Annotated in this window: 18 protein-coding genes; 6 read left to right on the top strand and 12 right to left on the bottom strand. The window is 62.7% G+C overall.

The genetic code is table 11. The features are described from left to right. Positions 1-17: 17 nt before the first annotated feature. Both AB7951_RS11225 and AB7951_RS11220 read left to right on the top strand, forming a co-directional pair. Positions 18-515 (top strand): hypothetical protein, encoded by a 498-nt coding sequence (locus AB7951_RS11225; RefSeq protein ID WP_120292355.1) that lies wholly within the window; start codon positions 18-20, stop codon positions 513-515. Positions 516-542: 27 nt separating this feature from the next. Then, positions 543-1,019 carry a hypothetical protein gene (locus AB7951_RS11220; protein ID WP_147421725.1) on the top strand — a complete coding sequence of 159 codons (477 nt, stop codon included), beginning with the start codon at positions 543-545 and terminating at the stop codon, positions 1,017-1,019. Positions 1,020-1,032: 13 nt separating this feature from the next. Here AB7951_RS11220 and AB7951_RS11215 read toward each other — a convergent pair whose 3' ends face one another. The 12 genes from AB7951_RS11215 to fabD all read right to left on the bottom strand — a co-directional run bounded on the left by AB7951_RS11215 (position 1,033) and on the right by fabD (position 12,288). Then, complete coding sequence (locus tag AB7951_RS11215) at positions 1,033-1,857, bottom strand: ABC transporter permease (protein ID WP_439061682.1); 825 nt, start codon at positions 1,855-1,857, stop codon at positions 1,033-1,035. Between the two features lie 72 nt (positions 1,858-1,929). Beyond that, entirely contained in the window at positions 1,930-3,009 is a 1,080-nt protein-coding gene (locus AB7951_RS11210) for an extracellular solute-binding protein (protein ID WP_120292341.1), read from the bottom strand. Between the two features lie 11 nt (positions 3,010-3,020). Then, positions 3,021-4,061 (bottom strand): ABC transporter ATP-binding protein, encoded by a 1,041-nt coding sequence (locus AB7951_RS11205; RefSeq protein ID WP_120292339.1) that lies wholly within the window; start codon positions 4,059-4,061, stop codon positions 3,021-3,023. Further along, the gene (locus AB7951_RS11200) at positions 4,058-4,846 is read right to left on the bottom strand and encodes an ABC transporter permease (protein ID WP_089263942.1); all 789 of its coding nucleotides are present in this window, start codon (positions 4,844-4,846) and stop codon (positions 4,058-4,060) included. Before AB7951_RS11200 ends, AB7951_RS11205 begins: the two co-directional genes overlap by 4 nt. An 85-nt stretch (positions 4,847-4,931) precedes the next feature. After that, positions 4,932-5,555 (bottom strand): TIGR00725 family protein, encoded by a 624-nt coding sequence (locus tag AB7951_RS11195; RefSeq protein ID WP_120292337.1) that lies wholly within the window; start codon positions 5,553-5,555, stop codon positions 4,932-4,934. A 4-nt stretch (positions 5,556-5,559) separates the two neighbouring features. Then, the gene (gmk, locus tag AB7951_RS11190) at positions 5,560-6,234 is read right to left on the bottom strand and encodes a guanylate kinase (RefSeq protein WP_093758293.1); all 675 of its coding nucleotides are present in this window, start codon (positions 6,232-6,234) and stop codon (positions 5,560-5,562) included. A gap of 2 nt (positions 6,235-6,236) precedes the next feature. Then, positions 6,237-7,124, bottom strand: a complete 888-nt coding sequence (locus tag AB7951_RS11185) for a YicC/YloC family endoribonuclease (protein WP_120292335.1) — start codon at positions 7,122-7,124, stop codon at positions 6,237-6,239. Positions 7,125-7,244: 120 nt separating this feature from the next. Beyond that, positions 7,245-8,528, bottom strand: coding sequence for an endolytic transglycosylase MltG (mltG, locus tag AB7951_RS11180; protein ID WP_120292333.1), 1,284 nt, complete (start codon positions 8,526-8,528; stop codon positions 7,245-7,247). Positions 8,529-8,642: 114 nt separating this feature from the next. Then, positions 8,643-9,908, bottom strand: a complete 1,266-nt coding sequence (gene fabF / locus AB7951_RS11175) for a beta-ketoacyl-ACP synthase II (RefSeq protein WP_120292331.1) — start codon at positions 9,906-9,908, stop codon at positions 8,643-8,645. A 124-nt stretch (positions 9,909-10,032) separates the two neighbouring features. Beyond that, positions 10,033-10,272, bottom strand: coding sequence for an acyl carrier protein (locus AB7951_RS11170; RefSeq protein WP_006020277.1), 240 nt, complete (start codon positions 10,270-10,272; stop codon positions 10,033-10,035). 297 nt (positions 10,273-10,569) lie between these two features. Further along, complete coding sequence (gene fabG, locus AB7951_RS11165) at positions 10,570-11,307, bottom strand: 3-oxoacyl-[acyl-carrier-protein] reductase (RefSeq protein WP_120292329.1); 738 nt, start codon at positions 11,305-11,307, stop codon at positions 10,570-10,572. A 21-nt stretch (positions 11,308-11,328) separates the two neighbouring features. Continuing rightward, positions 11,329-12,288 (bottom strand): ACP S-malonyltransferase, encoded by a 960-nt coding sequence (gene fabD, locus AB7951_RS11160; RefSeq protein WP_120292327.1) that lies wholly within the window; start codon positions 12,286-12,288, stop codon positions 11,329-11,331. 369 nt (positions 12,289-12,657) lie between these two features. Here fabD and rpsF point away from each other — a divergent pair, with 369 nt between their 5' ends. The 4 genes from rpsF (at position 12,658) to rplI (ending at position 15,103) form a co-directional block, all read left to right on the top strand. Beyond that, a complete protein-coding gene (gene rpsF, locus AB7951_RS11155) occupies positions 12,658-13,131 on the top strand; it encodes a 30S ribosomal protein S6 (RefSeq protein ID WP_068731054.1) in 474 nt (157 codons plus the stop codon). Between the two features lie 5 nt (positions 13,132-13,136). Next, entirely contained in the window at positions 13,137-13,376 is a 240-nt protein-coding gene (gene rpsR / locus AB7951_RS11150; RefSeq protein WP_002711478.1) for a 30S ribosomal protein S18, read from the top strand. A 124-nt stretch (positions 13,377-13,500) separates the two neighbouring features. Beyond that, positions 13,501-14,469 (top strand): hypothetical protein, encoded by a 969-nt coding sequence (locus AB7951_RS11145; RefSeq protein WP_120292325.1) that lies wholly within the window; start codon positions 13,501-13,503, stop codon positions 14,467-14,469. Between the two features lie 49 nt (positions 14,470-14,518). Continuing rightward, positions 14,519-15,103: a 50S ribosomal protein L9 gene (gene rplI, locus AB7951_RS11140; RefSeq protein WP_089263933.1), complete on the top strand. Its 585-nt coding sequence runs from the start codon at positions 14,519-14,521 to the stop codon at positions 15,101-15,103. Positions 15,104-15,116: the final 13 nt, after the last annotated feature.

The raw sequence follows: 15,116 nt of genomic DNA, 5'->3' as shown, positions 1-15,116 counted from the left end.
TTTGAAAGTTATTGAACATGATTTTTCGATCTGGACTTCTGATTGGTTTGGCCATTCTGATATTTTCGGGAGACACAGCTCTGGCACAGGGCGCAACCGGTGGCAGCCTTGGCAATGACAGCAAGACGCTGTCGGGCTCCTCCCCCGAATCCCGATCAGCGGCGCCTGCCCAACGCGAAAGCTCCGAACGCCGCGCGCCGCGCCGTCAGACCGCGCCGCGCAACCGTGGCGAGGGCGCGGGAGGCGGCGGAAATTTCGACGGCGCCTGGTCGATATCGAGCGTAGGCACCTCCGGCTGTTCCGACACATTCACGGAAAGCTTCGTCGTGGCCAACGGAAGGATGATCGGCAAAGACGGCAGCGCCCCGGTCAGCGCCAACGGGACAGTGCGCGGAAGCGGAAACTACAGCGGCATCCGCGTCACCAGCCAGGGTCGCCTCTCCGGCCGTACCGGTTCGGGAGTTTTCCAGCGATCCGATGGATGCTCGGGCCGCTGGGTCGCAAGCAAGCAGTAACCGCCCATGACAATCCCGCAGATCATCATGAAATCCGTCATCCTCCCCTGTCTGCTCATCATCGCACTCGGCGGCAGCGACGCATGGAGTCAGGGCGCAACCGGCGGCAGCCTCGGCAATGACAACAAGACGCTGTCCGGCTCGTCTTCCGAGCCGCCTGCCGCCAAGCCAGCCCGCCGCGAGCGATCCGAGCAGCGTGCAGCTCCAGCCCGCCGCGGCGCTGGTGAGGGCGGCAGCGCCGCCAGATTCGACGGCATGTGGCAGATCACTTTCACCGGTCAGTCGGCGGTGTGCGCGGGCAAAACCGCCAGCAGCACATTGACGATCTCCGGCGGGAGCGTCGGTGGAGGCGGCAGCATCAGTCCGAGCGGCGTATTGCAAGGGGTCGGCAGCAGCGGCAGTGTAAGCGCGGTCATGACCGGCCGCCTGTCCGGCCGCAGTGGTGGCGGCTCGATGCAAATGTCGAATGGCTGCACTGGCCGCTGGACAGCCAGCAAGCAATGATCGGCGGTAGCGCCTACGACTTGCGCTGCGGACGCATCGCTTCGCCGATCGCCACCACGATCGCACAGATCGCCACCAGCACGATCGAGGCTGCGGATGCGGCCGGCAGATCGGTCCCCGTCTCCGAGATTTTGCTGTAGAGTACCAGCGGTAGGATGTTCACCTGCGTGCCGGCCAGCGCCAGCGCCGTGCCATAGGCGCCGACGGCGACCGCTGCCGTCAGGCAATAGGCTGCGATCAGGCTCGGCAATATCTGCGGCAGCATCACTTCAGTCAGCGTGCGGAAGCTCCCTGCACCGAGCGAGCGCGAAGCGAGCATCTGGTTGCGATCGAAATTGCTGATCGCGGGTAGTACGATCAGCACAACGCGCGGCACCAGGTAGTAGGAATAAGCCAGCCCAAGCCCTAACGGCGAAAAGATGAAGCCCCCGATGACAGCGGGATCGAAGTCCAGTTTGGCGAGCAGCAGCGTCACGAAGCCGGCGCGGCCGAGCAGAAGAATGAAACCGTAAGCGACGATCAGCCCGGAGAATGTCAGCGGTAGCGAGATCGCGATCAAGGCTGCCGTACGGAGGCCTGGCGCGAACCGCGCCAACGCAAGTGCAACGCAGAAGCCGACAACGAGCGAGAACAGCGGTGCGACGGCGCCCAACACCATCGTACCGCGCAGGCCGTTCCAGAACACCGGATCACCAGCCAGGCGGCCGAAGGCGCTGCCGCCATCCGCGAAGGCGCCGACGAGCACCGCACAGACGGGGATCAGGAAGAACAGTCCCAGCACCACGCTGCCGGGAACGGCAAAGGCAGCGAGCATGGATATCGGAACGCGCGCGCTCATCGTGATCTTTATTCCGTAATGACGAAAACGCGATCCCCGCGCTATCGCGGAGATCGCTTTGGTGAGTTCGGCTTACTGGCCGAGAACGGCCTTGGCCCAGCCGGCGTCGATCTCCGCCTTCTTCGCGGTGGCCTTGGCGATATCCATCGCCTGCACCTGCGGCGCGGCCGGCATCTTGTCGGCAACGCTCGGCGGCAGGCTGACACCGGGCACAGCCGGACGCACATAACCCTCGGCGAAGATCTTCTGGCCTTCATCGCTCATGATGAAGTTGAGCCAGAGCTTGCCGGCATTCGGGTTCGGGCCGTTCTTCACCAGCGAGATCGCGTATGGCGCGGCTGCCGACGCTTCCTTCGGAATGACGACGGACACGCCATCGCCGAGACCGTCGGTGAACTTGGCTTTCAGGCCGTCGTTCTCGTAGCCGATCCAGATCGGGATCTCGCCCTTCAGGAACTGCGCGTAAGGCGTGGTGCCGACCGTGCGCAGCACATTGCCGGCCTTGGTCAGCTTGCCCAGATAGTCGATACCCGGCGCGACATTGTCCATGCTGCCGCCATTGCCGAAGGCTGCGGCGAAGGCAACCACCTGACCCTGCCCGGTCGAGCGCGGATCCTGATACACAATGGCGTTCTTATATTCGGGCTTCAACAAATCGGCCCAGCTCTGCGGCACGGTCTTGACCAGCTTGGTGTTGACGAGAAACGCCACGCTCAGCGTATGGATGGTGAACCAGCGGCCTTCGGCCTCGCGCAGCGGATCGGCGAGCTTGTCGAAATTCACCGGCTTGAAGCCATCGACGACGCCGGCCTTGGCTGCGTCCAGAGCGGACGCTGCAAAGTAATAGGCCGTATCGGCCTGCGGACGATTGCGCGCCTTGTCGAGGGCAACGACGGTCGCCGCCGAGCCAAGGTCATTGTAGACCATCTCGACGCCGGGATAGCGTTTCTGGAAAGCCTTGAACTGGTTGGCCCAGTTGGCCCAGGTCGGTCCGGTATCGAACGACACGACGAGGCCCTCCTTGCGCGCGGCTTCGTACAGCGTCTTCTCGCCGGCGTAGAGTTCGGCACCTTCGAAGGCCCATGCGGTTGGGCTGATGGCAATGGCGAGGGAAACTGCGGCAACGCCGCTCAGAAACTTGCGTCGGTTCATGTCGATCTCCTTTATGAGGTCGGGGGAAGAAGGCGGATGGCATCGTGCGGGATCGTCACGCCGGTGATCGGCCCGCGCAGATGAGTTTCGAGACGGATGGCCCCGCCGGCGACGGCCATATCGATCCGCCTGACGGGACCAAGATAGCGGTCGGCCGACATGCTGCCCGCGAAGCAGCAGGGATTGCTCGCGTCGACCGGACCCGTGATGGGCTCGACCCGCTCGGGGCGTACGAAGACGGTGACCTTTGTGCCGAGGCTCTTGCCATGCGTATCGCAGGCCAGCGCGCCAATCGGCGTCGTCACCATGCCATCGCCGGAGACGCTGCCGGACCACAGATTGGATTGACCGACAAAGGCCGCGACACTTGCATCGGCCGGTGTCTCGTACAGTTCGCGCGGCGTGCCGATCTGCACGATGCGACCATCGCGCATCATCACGACCTTGTCGGCAATTGACAGCGCCTCTTCCTGATCATGCGTCACCAGTAGCGTCGCAATGCCGGCCTGACGCTGCACGCGCAGAATTTCGTCGCGCATTTCCAGTCGCAACCCCGCATCGAGCGCCGACAGCGGCTCGTCGAGCAGCAGTCCCTGCGGCTCGAACACCAGCGCACGGGCCAGCGCAACGCGCTGCTGCTGGCCGCCCGACAATTCCGCTGGATAGTCCTCTGCCCGCTTACCCATGCCGACACGTCCCAGCATCTCGATGGCACGCGCGCGCCGAGCCTGTTTAGCGATACCGCGCACCTTCAGCGGATAGGCGATGTTTTCCCAAAGCCGCATATGCGGGAACAACGCATAGTTCTGAAACACGACACCCAGACGACGCGCCTCGGGCAGTGACGCGCCGACGTCCTTGCCATCGATCAGGATGCGCCCGGTGTCAGGCTTGAGGAAGCCCGCCAGCAATTTCAAAATCGTCGACTTGCCCGACCCCGACGCGCCGATGATTGCCAGCAATTCGCCGCGACCGATCTCCAGGGCAATGTCGAACACACCAGTGCTCGTGCCGGGATAGCTGTAGCTCACTTGATCGTATCGCAGCGTCACGCGCCTGCCCCCACTTTACGCCGGCCGGTGACCCGCGCCGTCAGCCCGCTGGTCAGCGATGCGATCATCGCCAGCCCAAGCAATACGACGGTGGCCGCGCAGGCAAAGCCCGTCGCGCCATAGAACGCCTGCAACAGCACCACAGGATAGGTGCGCGACAGAAAGCCAGAGACCAGGTTGGATAATTGAAATTCACCGATCGAAAGCGCTGCCACTGTCAGCATGCAGGACAGCAGACTCGTATGCAGCTGCGGCAGTGTGACGTCCCACATACGTGCCGGAAACGATGCGCCGAGCGTTGCGGCTGCGTGCTCATATTCGGCGAGCCCGAGCTGATCCATATCGGCAACAAGAGCCGTCACCGTATAGGGCAGCGTCAATACGAGGTGCCCCGCCGCCAATAGCCAGAAACTGCCGAGCCACGGCAATGCGTCCGACGAGAAGACAAGGATGAAACCGAAAGCGAGAACCAGTTCGGGCACGGCAATCGGCATCAGCGTGACGATCCGCGCCGCGAGCCGCACACCACCCCGCGCGCCGGCATGAATGGCGTAAGCGAGCGGGAGTCCAATCAGGATGTTGAGAATGCAGGTGGTCGCGACGATCTTCAGGCTGGTGATGAAAGCGCGGCGAAAGCTCGGATCACCGGCGACTTCCTGATACCAGCGCCAGGTGAAGCCTGACGGCAGAAGCGTCCCGCTCCAGACTTCTCCAAAAGAGCCGACGAACAACAACAGGACTGGCGCCGCGAGAAAAATCAGATAGGCGATCGCGACGAACGGCACGAGCCATGTCCCCTGTCAAATGTGATGCTGAAGTCTGCGCCTCAGTATAACGGCGGCATATCAGTTTTATGACAGAGCGGCAAAGTTATGCATTTGCGAGAAGGCGTGCTGCGATGCGAGCGATGACGCCGTCGATATCGGCGACGCGCTCGACCGTATTCACCTCTGGCGCATCGGCCATCGCCAGCACCAGACGATTGAACTGTAGTCCCAGCGCCATCTCCGAGAGTGTCCCGACGCCCCCGCCGATTGCGACCAGCACGAGACATGCGCGCGCGATGATGGCATTCCGTGCAGGGCCGATGCCCGTTGCGATGGGGATCGCAACATAGGGATTGGCTGCGTGCCACTCCTCATCGGGCAACAGGCCGACGGGCATGCCGCCTTCCTGCGCGTGGCCCTTGCACGCAGCTTCCATCACGCCGTTCTTGCCGCCGCACAACAGTTGCAGGCCATGGCGCGCCAATGCCACGCCCATCTGTTCGGCGAGATCGTATTGCGCTTGTGTCGCGTCTCGCGGCCCGATGATGCCGATGGGCACACGGCGCAGCTTGCGCGTTGCTGCGAGCCGCAGCAACGCCTCGGAAGCCGTCACAGCTTCTCCACCCTGCTCCACGGCATCATCACGCCACGTGAGCGCCAGCGGATCGAACACCCGTGCGCCATCGCTGAGCTGCTGCGTGCGCTCATTCCAGAACAATGCCTGCATGGTATTAGCCTTCGAGTTCTTGCTGCAATCCGCGCACGAAAGATGTCAGCCCGGTGCGGCGTTCGCGCTTCAGGCGCTCGGCCTTGAGAATCGACTGCACCTCGCTATAGGCCTCCTCCACATTGTGGTTGATGACAATATAGTCGTATTCAGCCCAGTGGCTCATCTCGTGGCTGGCACGGCTCATGCGCCCGCGGATCACTTCGTCGGAATCCTGCGCGCGGGTATGAAGTCGCTTTTCGAGATCAGCCGCCGAGGGCGGCAGGATGAAAACGCTGACGACGTCGGCCCGGGCTTTCTCACGCAGTTGCTGCGTACCCTGCCAGTCAATATCGAACAGCACGTCATTGCCGGCTGAGAGCGCGGCTTCCACCGGTGCACGTGGCGTGCCGTAGCGGTTGTCGAACACCGTGGCCCATTCGAGCAATTCATTGCCCTTGGCCATTTTTTCGAAGCGCGGTTTGTCGACGAAGATGTAGTCCTTGCCGTCAACCTCGCCAGGCCGCATCGGGCGCGTCGTGGCCGAGACCGACAGTTGCAGCCCCGGCATCCGGTCGATCAGCAGCCGCGTCAGCGTTGTCTTGCCGGCACCGGATGGCGATGACAGCACGAACATCAGCCCGCGCCGTTCGACTCCGTCAAAGCCAGCTTCTTGAGAATTTCGGCTGCCTCCGGACATGGTCACTCCAGATTTTGTACCTGTTCACGGAATTGCTCGACCACGTTCTTCATCTCGAGGCCGGTGCTGGTCAATTCCAGATCGTTGGATTTCGAGCAGCAGGTGTTGACCTCGCGATTGAACTCCTGCGACAGGAAATCCAGCCGCCGCCCCACGGGACCGCCCTTCTTGATCATTTCGCGCGACTGCGAAATGTGCGACGCGATGCGGTCGAGTTCTTCGCGGATGTCGGCCTTGGTCGCCATCATCAACGCTTCCTGATTCAGCCGATCACTATCGAAACGATCCGACGCCTCGAGCAACGTCGCGATCTGTTCGGCAAGCCGTGCACGAATGGCTTCCGGCTTCCGGCCCGGTGCGGCCTCGGCCTTCTGCGACAATGCCTCGATCTCGTTCAGACGCTGGGACAGGATGTCACCAAGCGTCATACCCTCACGCTTACGCATCGCGACCAGCGCAGTCAGCGCTTCTTCGAATGCGGCGGCCACGGCAGCCTTCGCCGCCTTGTCCTCGGCCTCGTCAGCCTCGGGCTCGACCACTTCGATGACGCCCTTGATATTCATCAGGCCATCGACGCTCGGCGCGACGGCGTCGATCTTGCTGGCCAATTCGGCGGCAATACGCAGCACCGAATTCAGCACCTCTTCGTTGATCCGCACGGTCGAAGCCGCATTGCTGCGCTTAACGGTGAGGTTCGCGTAAACCGTGCCGCGTGACAGCACTTCAGTGGCGCGCTTGCGGGCGACCGCCTCGACTTCGTCGAAACCCGGGGGCATCCGGAAGCGCAGGTCGAAGCCCTTGGCGTTGACGGATTTCAACTCCCACTCGAAGCTGTAAGGCCCGCTGGTGCCGTGGCTTCGCGCAAAGCCGGTCATGCTCGACAACGCCATCGCGGAACGTCTCCAAAGAATACGAGTAAGATTCGCAAGGCGCGAACCGGCTCAGGTTAGGGCCTTTTCAGGCCAAGGGGAATTCGAAGCAGAAGCCAGCGCAGGGCTTGGTGGTACGGCCTATTGCTGGACAACCGGCGGTGTACCCGTCGACTGCGCAGCGCCCTGACGGGCCGGCGCGGCTGGCGCAGGAGCCGTACGGGCACGCTGCTTGGCCGGTGCGGCAGGCCTGACCGGACTTGTACCCGTCGCGGCGGCAGGATCCGTCGCCGCTCCGGTAGGCGCAGCAGCAGCCTCTTCCGGCGGCTCGACAGCGTCGTTCTGGACGGCCTTCTCGAGCGCGCGCAGCTTGCTGACGTTCTTCTGGTGCGCGTCGTAGGTTTCGGTAAAGGCGTGACCGCCGGTGCCATCGGCAACGAAGAACAGGTCGCGGGTGCGTGCCGGATTGGCAGTCGCCTCAAGCGACGCACGGCCAGGATTGGCGATCGGGCCCGGCGGCAGGCCTTCCACCACATAGGTATTGTAGGGCGACGGCTGCTGGATCTCGCTGCGCTTGATCGGACGTCCCAATGTGCCCTTGCCGCCGACGATGCCATAGATGATCGTCGGATCCGACTGCAGCTTCATCTTCTGGCGCAGACGGTTGGCGAACACGGCGGCCACGCGGCTGCGCTCGTCAGCGCGGCCGGTTTCCTTCTCGACGATCGAGGCGAGCGTCACCAGTTGTTCCGGCGTCTTCGCCGGAATGTCGGCGTTACGGCGTTCCCAGACTTCGGCCAGCACGCGCTTCTGCAATTGCTGCATGCGCTGGATCACCTGGTCGCGCGGCGTGCCACGGGGGAATTTGTAGGTCTCGGGCAACAACGTGCCTTCGCGCGGCATTTCACGGATCGAGCCGGTGAAGATGTCGCTATCGGTCAAACGCGCGACGATCTGCTCGGAGGTCAGGCCCTCGGGAATCGTGATGGAGTGTTGCACGACCTTGCCTTCGACGATGGTGCCGATGACATCGCGCAGATTGGCGTTCTTCTGGAACAGATATTCGCCGGGCTTCAGTTCCGAGCTGGCCTTCAACGCAAACACGGCGCCGATGAAAACCCAGCGATTGGCTGAGATCACGCCTTCGCGCAGCAACGCTTCGGCGATGTCGCCTTTGCCCGCACGCGCGGGGATATTGACGACCTTCTCTTCCTGCAGCGGCCCCGGCGCTTCCAGCGCCTGGCGACCATAGACATACGCGCCGCCAGCACCGAGCATGGCGACGATAATGATGGTGATGATGGCATTACCGGCAACCACGAGCGGATTACGCGCATGATCAGAACGCTTCGGCGGCGGCGGAACCTGCTCCGGCTCCAGCGCGGCACGCGGACTCCTCGGCGAAATGGGCGGCCTCTCACTCATCGATAGTACCTGATCCTGTCGGTTCAATCGTGACGGGGACAAACACGATCCCCGTCAATAACATACGCCCAGTGTAGGAATTAGCGCGGAATACGGCGAAACGGTGGAGGTTCTCTAACCAGCCACGCGCTGTAGGATCACGGACGCATTAGTACCGCCGAAACCGAATGAATTCGACAAGGCAATGTTGATCTCGCGCTTGCGCGGGGTCAATGCGACGAGATCGATCGCAGTTTCCACCGACGGATTGTCGAGATTGATCGTCGGCGGCGCGATGTTATCCCGAATCGCAAGCACACAGAAGATGGCCTCGACCGCACCAGCCGCACCGAGCAGGTGGCCGATCGAGGACTTCGTCGATGACATCGACACTTTTGACGCGGCATTGCCGAGCAGGCGCTGAACCGCGCCGAGTTCGATCTCGTCGCCGAGTGGCGTCGAGGTGCCGTGCGCATTGATGTAGTCGATGTCGGCCGCGGCAATGCCGGCGCGCTTCATCGCAGCGTTCATGCTGCGGAACGCACCATCGCCATCGGGCGTCGGTGAGGTGATGTGATAGGCATCGCCCGACATACCGTAGCCGATGATCTCGGCATAGATGCGTGCGCCGCGCGCTTTGGCGTGCTCGTACTCTTCGAGCACCACGACCCCGGCGCCCTCGCCCATGACGAAACCATCGCGATCCCTATCGTAGGGCCGCGACGCTTTCTCCGGCGCTTCGTTGAAATTGGTCGACAGCGCGCGCGCTGCCGCGAAGCCGGCCATCGCCAAACGGCTGATTGGCGACTCGGTACCGCCGGCGACCATGACATCGGCGTCGCCGAGCGCGATCAGACGGCCGGCATCGCCGATCGCATGTGCGCCGGTCGAACATGCGGTGACGACGGAGTGATTGGGGCCTTTAAGGCCGTGCTCGATCGAGACATATCCCGAAGCGAGATTGATCAGGCGGCCGGGAATGAAGAACGGCGACACTTTGCGCGGGCCGCGCTCTTTCAGAAGCAATGCGGTATCGGCAATGCCGGACAGACCGCCGATGCCGGAGCCGATCATCACGCCGGTGGCGCAGCGATCGTCTTCATTGTCGGGGTGCCAGTTGGCATCGTCGAGCGCCTGCTTGGCGGCGCACATCGCATAGATGATGAAGTCGTCGACCTTGCGCTGGTCTTTCGGCTCCATCCACTGGTCGGGATTGAAGGTACCGCCCGTGCCGTCGCCGCGTGGAATCACACAGGCGATCTGGCTGGTGAGATCAGATACATCGAATGTATCGATCCGCTTTGCGCCGCTCTCACCGTTGAGGATGCGCTTCCAGGTCGGCTCGACGCCGCAGCCAAGTGGCGACACCATGCCAAGGCCTGTGACGACCACCCGCCTCATTGTCGTACCTCCATGGCCCATCCTTGAGCCAATGCCTTTGAGCAATGCCTACGCGTCACAGCAAGAAGCCGGTGGATCGCACAAACGCGATCCGGCCGGCTTCAAAATGTGTCGCGCGAAGGTGTCAGCTCTTTGCGTTCTTCTCGAGAAACTTGGTTGCGTCGCCGACGGTCAGAATCGTCTCGGCGGCATCGTCCGGAATTTCGCAGCCGAACTCTTCTTCGAACGCCATCACGAGCTCGACCGTGTCGAGGCTGTCAGCGCCGAGATCATCGATGAAGCTCGCGGCATCGACCACCTTCTCGGGTTCAACACCAAGGTGTTCAACCACGATCTTCTTCACTCGCTCGCCAATCTCGCTCATATCAACCTCGTGCTTGTTACATTGGGCCCGTCCGCAGACGATACGAGCCATCGTGGAGCGTTTAACTCGTTAAACCTTGCGCAGTTGCGCGTCTCTGGATTGACCCCGTCGTCCCGGACGGAGCCTCGCGAAAACGGCAGGCTCGTCCCCGCCAATATACAGGGTTTCAAATTCCTGCAATGGCCTTCTTTGCCCCACCGTTGGAGGTTCGGTTACCATACTTCGTTTGGCTTGGCCACATAGCCCGGTGACTGTCCAAACCTCAATTAAATCACGACGTTGGGGTTCCCCCGACGCTTAGATCATCGCCATGCCGCCATTGACATGAATCGTCTGTCCGGTGACGTAAGCCGCCTCATTTGAGCTCAGATAGACCGCAGCTGCCGCAATATCTTCCGGCGAGCCGAGACGCCCTGCCGGCACCTTGGTCAGAATCGTTTCGCGCTGCTTGTCGTTCAGCACATCGGTCATCGGCGTTGCGATGAAACCGGGTGCAATGCAATTGGCCGTCACGTTGCGCTTGGCGTATTCCGCCCCCAGCGTTTTCATCATGCCGATCAGGCCGGCTTTCGCTGCGGTGTAATTCCCCTGCCCGGGATTTCCAGTGACGCCGACCACCGAAGTGATGGCGATGATGCGGCCGAAGCGCTTGCGCATCATCAGCTTGGTTGCGGCGCGTGCGAGGCGGAAGGTCGCGGTCAGATTGACGTTGATTACGTCATCCCAGTCTTCGTCCTTCAACTGGACGAACAGATTATCGCGGGTGATCCCGGCATTGCTGACGAGGATGTCGAGCTGGCCCATGGCTTTCTCGGCTGACGGCACCAACTCTTCGACCTCAGCGGTGTTGGAAAGATTGCACGGCAGCACATGCGTGCGATCGCCGAGCTTCGCGGCCAGCGTTTCGAGAACCGCCTTGCGCGTTCCGGACAGCGCCACCGTCGCGCCCTGAGCATGCAGAGCTGTGGCGATGGCTTCGCCGATGCCGCCGGTCGCGCCGGTCACCAGCGCGGTCTTGCCTGTCAAATCGAACATCTTGTCTTCTCCTCTGGCCGCTTACGCCGAACGCGCTGCTGCGAGCGCATCCTTGGCGGCGGCAATGTCATTGGGTCCGCCGACGGCGACGCCGACGGCGCCTTCGGCAATGCGTTTGACAAGTCCGCTCAGCACCTTGCCGGAGCCGACCTCTAGGAAACGCGTCACGCCCTGGCCTGCCATATAGGATACGCATTCGCGCCAGCGCACGGTGCCGGTGACCTGCTCGACCAGGCGGCGGCGGATTTCATCGGGATCCGAGATCGGCGCGGCCAGCACGTTGGACACCAGCGGCACCACCGGCTTGTTGATCGTGACCTTGGCCAGCGCCTCCGCCATCACGTCGGCGGCGGGCTGCATCAGGCTGCAATGGAACGGCGCCGACACCGGCAGCAACATCGCACGCTTGGCGCCCTTCGTCTTGGCGATCTCCAGCGCGCGTTCGACCGCAGCCTTGTTGCCGGACACCACCACCTGACCGCCGCCATTGTCGTTGGCGGCGTGGCACACTTCGCCCTGTGCAGCTTCTTCAGCCACGGCCACGGCGGTCTCGTAATCGAGGCCGAGCAATGCCGCCATGGCGCCGACACCCACCGGCACGGCCTTCTGCATGGCCAGACCGCGGGTCCGCAGCAGGCGGGCCGCATCCGTGACTGAGAGGCTTCCGGCCGCTGCCAGCGCCGAATATTCGCCGAGCGAGTGGCCGGCCACAAAAGCAGCGTCCCTGGCCAGCGAGATGCCGGCCTCGGCCTCAAGCACCCGCATGGTCGCCAGCGACACCGCCATCAGCGCGGGCTGGGCGTTTTCGGTCAATTGCAGCGTCTCGGCCGGGCCATCCCAGATGATTCCCGTGAGCTTCTCGTTGAGCGCCGAATCGACCTCGTCGAACACGGCCCTGGCGGCGGGAAATGCATCCGCGAGCGCCTTGCCCATGCCGACCGCCTGGGAACCCTGCCCCGGAAAGGTAAATGCTGCGGTCATTGACGCCCCGTCATGTTTTTTGGCTTAAACTCGTTCAAACGTGCGCCGTAAGACACTGGCACGACGGGGAATGTCAAGCCGCAGCGCCCAGGATGCACCACGATCCGGGTTCCCGCCCGCTCCCGGAATCCGCTCATTTGGCCCCCGTTTCGCTTGCCATTACTGGGAAAATCCGTATAAGGCCCCGATCCGCAGATCCCGGCCGGGAGCTGAACGGACGGTCACAGCAAAATCACACACAGGTTTGTTGCGATAGGGCCAGTTGGTCCGTCGTCCCGTGCTCCCGCCTTCTGAGCAATATCGAGTCCTTTCCATAAGGGTTCGAAGGGCTTGCCGCCGGGAAACGCGCTAACCTTGGAAAGGACAGCCATGCCTCTTTATGAGCATGTATTTCTCGCACGTCAGGATGCGAGCGCACAGCAGGTCGAAGACCTCACCACCCAGATGACCGGCATCGTCGAAGGTCTCGGCGGCAAGGTCGTGAAGATGGAAAACTGGGGCGTGCGCTCCCTGACCTATCGCATGAACAAGAATCGCAAGGCGCACTTCGTGCTGATGAACCTCGATGCCCCGTCCGCGGCGGTCACCGAGATCGAGCGCCAGGAGCGGATCAGCGAAGACGTCATTCGTTATCTGACCGTCCGTGTCGAAGAGCACGAGGAAGGCCCGAGCGCCATGATGCGCAAGGCTGATCGCGATCGTGAACGCGACGACCGTGGCGGTGGCTTCCGTGGCGACCGCGAAGGCGGCGGTTTCCGTGGCGACCGTGAAGGCGGTGGCTTCCGTGGTGATCGTGGTCCGCGTCGTCCGCGCGACGACGAAGCAGCATCGGTTGAGGAGTAAGAATAATGGCTGAAGCTGGTGCACGTCGTCCGTTTTTCCGCCGTCGCAAGACCTGCCCGTTCACGGGTCCGAACGCGCCGAAGATCGACTACAAGGATTCCAAGCTGCTGATGCGTTACGTTTCCGAGCGCGGCAAGATCGTGCCGAGCCGCATCACGGCCGTCTCCGCCAAGAAGCAGCGTGAACTCGCCCGCGCCATCAAGCGCTCGCGTTTCCTCGGTCTGCTGCCCTACGTTATCCGCTAAGGCGGTTTTCGACCGGCGGCCTCGTGCCGCCGGTCGCTTCTATTTCTCATAAGGCTTCCGGGTCGTCCGGTCGCCGATGGTTGGGGCAAGTGCCTCTAACCGCTCAAAGGGGGCGGGACAGCTGATGATCGCAAGTCTTCTCATCGCGTTTGCCGCCGGCGCTGCCTCAGCGCTGATGTTCGCCTCGATCATTTCGGGCGCGTTGATTTCCCTTTTGCTGTTCTATCTCGCGCCGCTGCCCTTGATGGTGGCCGCTCTCGGCTGGGGTCCGGTGACTGCTGCCATCGGCGGCATCGCAGCCGGCACCTCGCTCGGCCTGCTGTTCGGCATGCCCTATCTCGCCGCCTTCGTCTTCACCGTGGCCCTGCCCGCCTGGTGGCTCGGCCATCTCGCATTGCTCGGCCGTCCAGTGACTGCAGAAGTGCCTGGCGTGAATGGCGCGGCCGCGACACCACCCGTGGTCGAATGGTATCCGGTCGGCCGTATGCTGCTGTGGACAGCGGGTTTCGCCGCATTCACAACCATGGGCGCGCTGCTGACGCTCGGCACCGATGGCGACACTATCGTCTCGGCGCTGCGCCGCGCTCTGACCCGCATCCTGGGATCGCGCGGCGGCGCTAGCGACTCCGAACAGGTCATCAATGCGCTGGTGACGATCGCTCCGGCAGCCGCCGCCATCGTCGCGATCATGACGCTGACGCTCAATCTCTGGCTCGCCGGCCGCATCATCGTGACATCGGGCCGACTGAATCGGCCGTGGCCTGAGCTGAAATCCGCAGCACTGCCGCCGATGACGATGGTCGCGCTGTGTCTGGCCATCGCGCTGTCCTTCATGGGCGGCATCGTCGGCATCTTTTCGCAGATCGTCACCTCGGCGCTGATGATGGCCTATGCCCTCACCGGCTTCGCCGCGCTGCATACGCTGACCATGGGCATGAAAAGCCGCGTGATGGTGCTGGGCCTGACCTACGCCATGGTGCTCGTCCTCGGCTGGCCCATCCTCACCATGGTTGGCCTCGGCCTCGCCGATGCCTTCTTCGGATTTCGCCAACGTTTTCTCGCACGCAAGCCGCCTTCTTCGACGGTGGCCTGACCAACTCACCTCAACTCAACACCTGCTCACCACTTAAAGGAGAACGATCATGGAAGTCATTTTGCTCGAACGCGTTGCTAAGCTCGGCCAGATGGGCGAAGTCGTCCGCGTCAAGGACGGCTACGGCCGCAACTTTCTACTGAAGCGTGGCAAGGCGCTGCGCGCCACCGCCGACAACCGCGCCAAGTACGACGGCATGAAGGCTGACCTCGAAGCCAACAACATCAAGGCCAAGGCGGAAGCCACCACGGTTGCCGAGAAGATCGACGGCCGCAACGTCGTCATCATCCGTCAGGCGTCGGAAACCGGTCAGCTGTTCGGTTCGGTGTCGGTGCGCGACATCATCGCCACCTTCGAGGCTGACGGCGTCACCTTCGCCCGCAGCCAGGTGCTGCTCGACGCGCCGATCAAGACCATCGGCCAGCACAAGATCTCGATCGCCGTGCATCCGGAAGTCGAAGTCAGCGTCAGCGTCACCGTTGCCCGTTCGGCCGACGAAGCCGAGCGCATCAACCGCGGCGAAGACATCTCGAGCCGTCAGGAAGATCAGGACGCAGCCGCCGAAGCACTCGCCGCCGCCGGCGAGTTCTTCGATCCGGACGCACAGGGCAACGCCGAAGAAGACAACGGCTAAGTCACGGACCTCG

The sequence above is a fragment of the Tardiphaga sp. 285_C5_N1_2 genome (genome assembly GCF_052076065.1).
Classification (GTDB): Bacteria; Pseudomonadota; Alphaproteobacteria; order Rhizobiales; family Xanthobacteraceae; genus Tardiphaga; species Tardiphaga robiniae.
The sequence above is the reverse complement of the archived record's forward strand: the minus strand, read 5'-3'. Positions and strand labels throughout refer to the sequence as shown.

Coding starts and splice junctions, on each gene's coding strand:
- rplI (WP_089263933.1), top strand. CDS start 14,519: ATGGAAGTCATTTTGCTCGAACGCGTTGCTAAGCTCGGCCAGATGGGC.
- AB7951_RS11170 (WP_006020277.1), bottom strand. CDS start 10,272: ATGAGCGAGATTGGCGAGCGAGTGAAGAAGATCGTGGTTGAACACCTT.
- fabF (WP_120292331.1), bottom strand. CDS start 9,908: ATGAGGCGGGTGGTCGTCACAGGCCTTGGCATGGTGTCGCCACTTGGC.
- fabD (WP_120292327.1), bottom strand. CDS start 12,288: ATGACCGCAGCATTTACCTTTCCGGGGCAGGGTTCCCAGGCGGTCGGC.
- AB7951_RS11215 (WP_439061682.1), bottom strand. CDS start 1,857: ATGAGCGCGCGCGTTCCGATATCCATGCTCGCTGCCTTTGCCGTTCCC.
- AB7951_RS11185 (WP_120292335.1), bottom strand. CDS start 7,124: ATGGCGTTGTCGAGCATGACCGGCTTTGCGCGAAGCCACGGCACCAGC.
- rpsF (WP_068731054.1), top strand. CDS start 12,658: ATGCCTCTTTATGAGCATGTATTTCTCGCACGTCAGGATGCGAGCGCA.
- AB7951_RS11210 (WP_120292341.1), bottom strand. CDS start 3,009: ATGAACCGACGCAAGTTTCTGAGCGGCGTTGCCGCAGTTTCCCTCGCC.
- rpsR (WP_002711478.1), top strand. CDS start 13,137: ATGGCTGAAGCTGGTGCACGTCGTCCGTTTTTCCGCCGTCGCAAGACC.
- fabG (WP_120292329.1), bottom strand. CDS start 11,307: ATGTTCGATTTGACAGGCAAGACCGCGCTGGTGACCGGCGCGACCGGC.
- mltG (WP_120292333.1), bottom strand. CDS start 8,528: ATGAGTGAGAGGCCGCCCATTTCGCCGAGGAGTCCGCGTGCCGCGCTG.
- AB7951_RS11145 (WP_120292325.1), top strand. CDS start 13,501: ATGATCGCAAGTCTTCTCATCGCGTTTGCCGCCGGCGCTGCCTCAGCG.
- AB7951_RS11220 (WP_147421725.1), top strand. CDS start 543: ATGAAATCCGTCATCCTCCCCTGTCTGCTCATCATCGCACTCGGCGGC.
- gmk (WP_093758293.1), bottom strand. CDS start 6,234: ATGTCCGGAGGCAGCCGAAATTCTCAAGAAGCTGGCTTTGACGGAGTC.
- AB7951_RS11195 (WP_120292337.1), bottom strand. CDS start 5,555: ATGCAGGCATTGTTCTGGAATGAGCGCACGCAGCAGCTCAGCGATGGC.
- AB7951_RS11225 (WP_120292355.1), top strand. CDS start 18: ATGATTTTTCGATCTGGACTTCTGATTGGTTTGGCCATTCTGATATTT.